Below are 3,688 nucleotides of genomic sequence, written 5' to 3'. Positions count from 1 at the left end.
TGACTACTCTCCCTCCGGTCGCCTACTACTGTTCATCATCTGCTCTGCCCTGCTTCGCAGGTCAATCGCAGTGATTCGAAAAGCGGTGACTACTCTCCCTCCGGTCGCCTACTACTGTTCATCATCTGCTCTGCCCTGCTTCGCAGGTCAATCGCAGTGATTCACAGCAAAAAACTCGCCCTTGTTTTCTACACAAGGGCGAGTTATTACACGCGGTACCACCTAAAATTCGAGAACTTTCATTCTCCTTTCGATTAACGCTCGTTCACGGAACAGCTTTTCTTCTGTTCATCTCCAGATTGTCTTTCCGACATTTGTCCTAAACTGCTTGCAGCCATGGCAGTTTTCTCTTTGAAGGTCCAATAATGACGTACTCGATCTTTCACAGATTTTTGATATTATCTATAAACTACAAGAATCCTTTGGAAATGTCAAGCTGTTTCATAGGCTTTTTCAATACTTATGAATATCGTTTTTCAAGTTTTTCCTTTACACTAAAAGAAGAGATTAGAAGGAGGAATTGCTTTATGACAGATGTTCAAATCGGCAAATCACAAGTCTATGTACGCTCCCTTGGCTTAGGTGCAAATGCCATCGGCGGCCACAATTTATTTCCAAATTTAGATGAAGAAGAAGGCAAGGAAATTGTGCGGACGGCGCTGCGCAATGGGATCAATTTGATTGATACTGCCTATATTTACGGTGAAGGTCGATCAGAAGAACTGATCGGTGATGTCTTGCAAGAAGAAGCGTTCGATCGCAATCAAGTCATCATTGCCACTAAAGCAGCTCATCGACCAGAAGAACCAAACAAAAAAGATAATTCGCCGGAATTCCTGACCCAAGCCGTTGAAGAAGCTTTAACACGCTTAAAAACCAACTATCTGGATATATTTTATATTCATTTTCCAGATGAAACCACCCCTAAAGAAGAAGCGATTCGCGCATTGCATCAACTGAAAGAAGCTGGCAAAATCCGTGCGATCGGTGTCTCCAACTTCACACTTGAACAATTAAAAGAAGCCAATGCCGAAGGGTACGTTGATGTTGTGGAAGATGAGTACAGTTTGATCCATCGCCAAGCTGAATCAGAACTTTTCCCTTATTTAGCTGAACATTCAATCAGTTTTGTTCCGTACTTTCCACTAGCATCCGGGTTGTTGACTGGAAAGTACACACAAGAAACGACCTTTTCAAACGACGATATCCGTAGTAAAAAGCCGGACTTTCAAGGTGATCGCTTTAAAAAAATCGTATCGGCTGTCGACCAATTGCGACCAATCGCTGCCTCTTATGATGCAACGATTCCTCAACTTGTGTTGGCTTGGTACATGAAAAATCCTGCAGTTGCAGCAGTTATTCCAGGTGCAAAACAAGCCAGTCAAGTTGCTGACAACGCGCAGGCATTGGATATCCATTTATCCGCAACCGATTATCAAGCGATTGATCACCTGTTTGCTGAATTTAAATAGTCCCGAAACAAGAGAAGGCACTTTGCATTTCTCTTGTTTTGTATTATGCTGATGAAAACAGTTATGAAAAGGAGCAACCCTGATGTCCTTATATTCCGGCTATATCCGCCAACCTCATTACTATGAAACCGATCAGATGGCAATCATTCACCATGCAAATTACATCCGTTGGTTCGAAGAAGCACGAGTAGATATGCTCGCCTTTTTACAATTGCCATACCATAAAATCGAAGAAGCGGGTTTGATTGTTCCCGTTCTTGAAGTCAATGCACAATACAAGGAAATGATCCGTTATGAGGATCAAGTACGCATCGATGTGCTCGTCGATCATTACACCGGTACTCGACTTGATTTTCGTTATGAGATTTATAGAACTGACAACAATCAGTTAGTCACAACTGGCGCTTCCAAACATTGTTTTTTGAGTAAAGAGACCTATCGCCTAGTCCATTTGAAGCGCAGCTTTCCTGAGATCCATCAAGTATTTTCAGATTATGCGACATTATCGGCTGCCTCGAAAAATTAATCTCGAGACAGATTAATTGCATTTAGAGCACTTTTTTGTATAATCAAAGGTAATTTTTATGGGAGGATGATGACAATGTATGTTGTTAAAGTCTTGCATGGTTACATTGGCAAAGATGGTCGTCGCACTCGTGAAAAAATACCTGACAAGTTGTGGATTTTTGAAGATCGGAAGCAGTCGGAAGCCTTTGCAGCAAAAATAGGCGGAAGAGTCAAACCTCTCACAGAAGTAAAGCCAAATCAATAAAAAGCAAGACAGCGAAAGAACGCTTACTGGCGTAAGTTTCATTATTCGCTGCCTTGCTTTTTTTATTGCTTATCGCTTTTGCTAGTCATCTTGTTCAGTTTCTAAAATTTCTCCTGTTTGCGCATTGATTTTAACATTTGTTTTTTTGTTGCCGTCTTCAACTTTGACTTCCCAATAAGTCACATTCATTTCTTTATCAAGATCCCAATCTGTTGCTTGTCCACCGCCAGCTTCTTTCACAGCACTATCGGAAATCTCTTCCAATGAAAGCAAGTTGGTCAGATCCAATTGATCGGCTTCTTTTTTGACACCGTTTTGTTCGTCCGCATCTAGTTTTTCGGTTCTTTCTTCAGAAGTTTCTTTTGTTTCTGCATCGATCTTTAGTTCAAATTCATTCGTGTCGTCTACGCCTTCAACTTGATAGAAGTACTTACCAAAAGAAGTATCCAAGTCAAGCGATGTGATTGCTGCATCTGGATATTTGTTTTGGAACACTTGGACGGCTTCTTCTACTGTCACTGTAGGCAAACCGCCATTTGCGATGGCTGCACTGCTTGAAGATCTGTCCACAGCTTGCGAAGAAGTTGTTTCATTTGATGATGCGACTGCTGAGCTTGAACTGCTGTTTTGTGCAGGTTCAGAATTTCCAGTGTTATTTTGTGTACATCCTGCCAATAATCCTAGGGCAGCGATTCCGAACAAAATTGTTGTTTTTTTCATGTTTCATTTCTCCAATTAATTGTCTATTCCTTTTTTCTATATATTTAGAATAACAAGTCCTTCAGAAAAAAGAATCAAAAATGCTTGAAGAAAATCTAAAAAAATCTTCATCTTTCTCTTTCACTTGGGAAATCAATTTTAAAGACACTGCCTTGCGGCTGATTATCCGTGACGGTAATTTCAGCATGATACTTGTTGGCCAGCTGCTTTACCAGTGATAATCCGATTCCTGAACCGGAAATTTGACTGGAACGAGAATCTTCCACTCGATAGAAACGCTCAAAAATCAACGCTTTCTTATCATTGGGATCCCAATACCAAAGTCGGCAACGGTTAGAGACAAGTGCGTTTGATCTTGTGTCAGTCTCACATGAATGGGCTGATCTGCTGGTGAATACTTCGCTGCATTTTCTAAAAGATTTTGGATGATCTGTTGGAAGTCACGTTTGTGCCCTTGCTTCCTACACTGGTTTTCCACAAAATATTCAATCGATTGCGGAACGATCGTTGCTTGTTTTTCACATTCTTCTCGCACGATCTGCGAGACATCAACGAGACTTATTTCTTGGGTTTGGTTTTTTTCCAAATCCAGCAGTTGATTACTCAATGTTTCCAAACGCTTCGATTCTTTATCGATAAAGGCCAGTGAAGAAGGAATGACTTCTGGGTGTTTGGTTCCACGCCGCTGGATCAATTGGACATGTCCGCGAATCGCGGCTAAAGG

Annotated in this window: 4 protein-coding genes, 1 pseudogene and 1 other annotated feature; of the genes and pseudogenes, 3 read left to right on the top strand and 2 right to left on the bottom strand. The window is 41.3% G+C overall.

The features are described from left to right. Positions 1–191: 191 nt before the first annotated feature. Positions 192–395 (bottom strand) — a binding site (T-box leader). A 132-nt stretch (positions 396–527) separates the two neighbouring features. The 3 genes from AB5Z52_RS16205 (at position 528) to AB5Z52_RS16195 (ending at position 2,244) form a co-directional block, all read left to right on the top strand. Further along, positions 528–1,472, top strand: a complete 945-nt coding sequence (locus AB5Z52_RS16205; protein WP_005472695.1) for an aldo/keto reductase — start codon at positions 528–530, stop codon at positions 1,470–1,472. 82 nt (positions 1,473–1,554) lie between these two features. Next, complete coding sequence (locus AB5Z52_RS16200; RefSeq protein WP_003128673.1) at positions 1,555–1,998, top strand: thioesterase family protein; 444 nt, start codon at positions 1,555–1,557, stop codon at positions 1,996–1,998. Positions 1,999–2,073: 75 nt separating this feature from the next. Beyond that, a complete protein-coding gene (locus AB5Z52_RS16195) occupies positions 2,074–2,244 on the top strand; it encodes a hypothetical protein (protein WP_005472698.1) in 171 nt (56 codons plus the stop codon). Between the two features lie 81 nt (positions 2,245–2,325). Here the strand turns inward: AB5Z52_RS16195 and AB5Z52_RS16190 are convergent, their stop codons facing one another. Together AB5Z52_RS16190 and AB5Z52_RS16185 are read right to left on the bottom strand one after the other, a co-directional pair. Next, the gene (locus AB5Z52_RS16190; protein ID WP_029487279.1) at positions 2,326–2,964 is read right to left on the bottom strand and encodes a PepSY domain-containing protein; all 639 of its coding nucleotides are present in this window, start codon (positions 2,962–2,964) and stop codon (positions 2,326–2,328) included. A 107-nt stretch (positions 2,965–3,071) separates the two neighbouring features. Continuing rightward, positions 3,072–3,688, bottom strand: a pseudogene (locus AB5Z52_RS16185) (sensor histidine kinase); the annotation flags it as partial.

The organism is Enterococcus sp. RTP21361st1_A6_RTP21361_211029 (assembly GCF_040910045.1).
Taxonomy (GTDB): Bacteria; Bacillota; Bacilli; order Lactobacillales; family Enterococcaceae; genus Enterococcus_D; species Enterococcus_D gallinarum.
The sequence above is the reverse complement of the archived record's forward strand: the minus strand, read 5'-3'. Positions and strand labels throughout refer to the sequence as shown.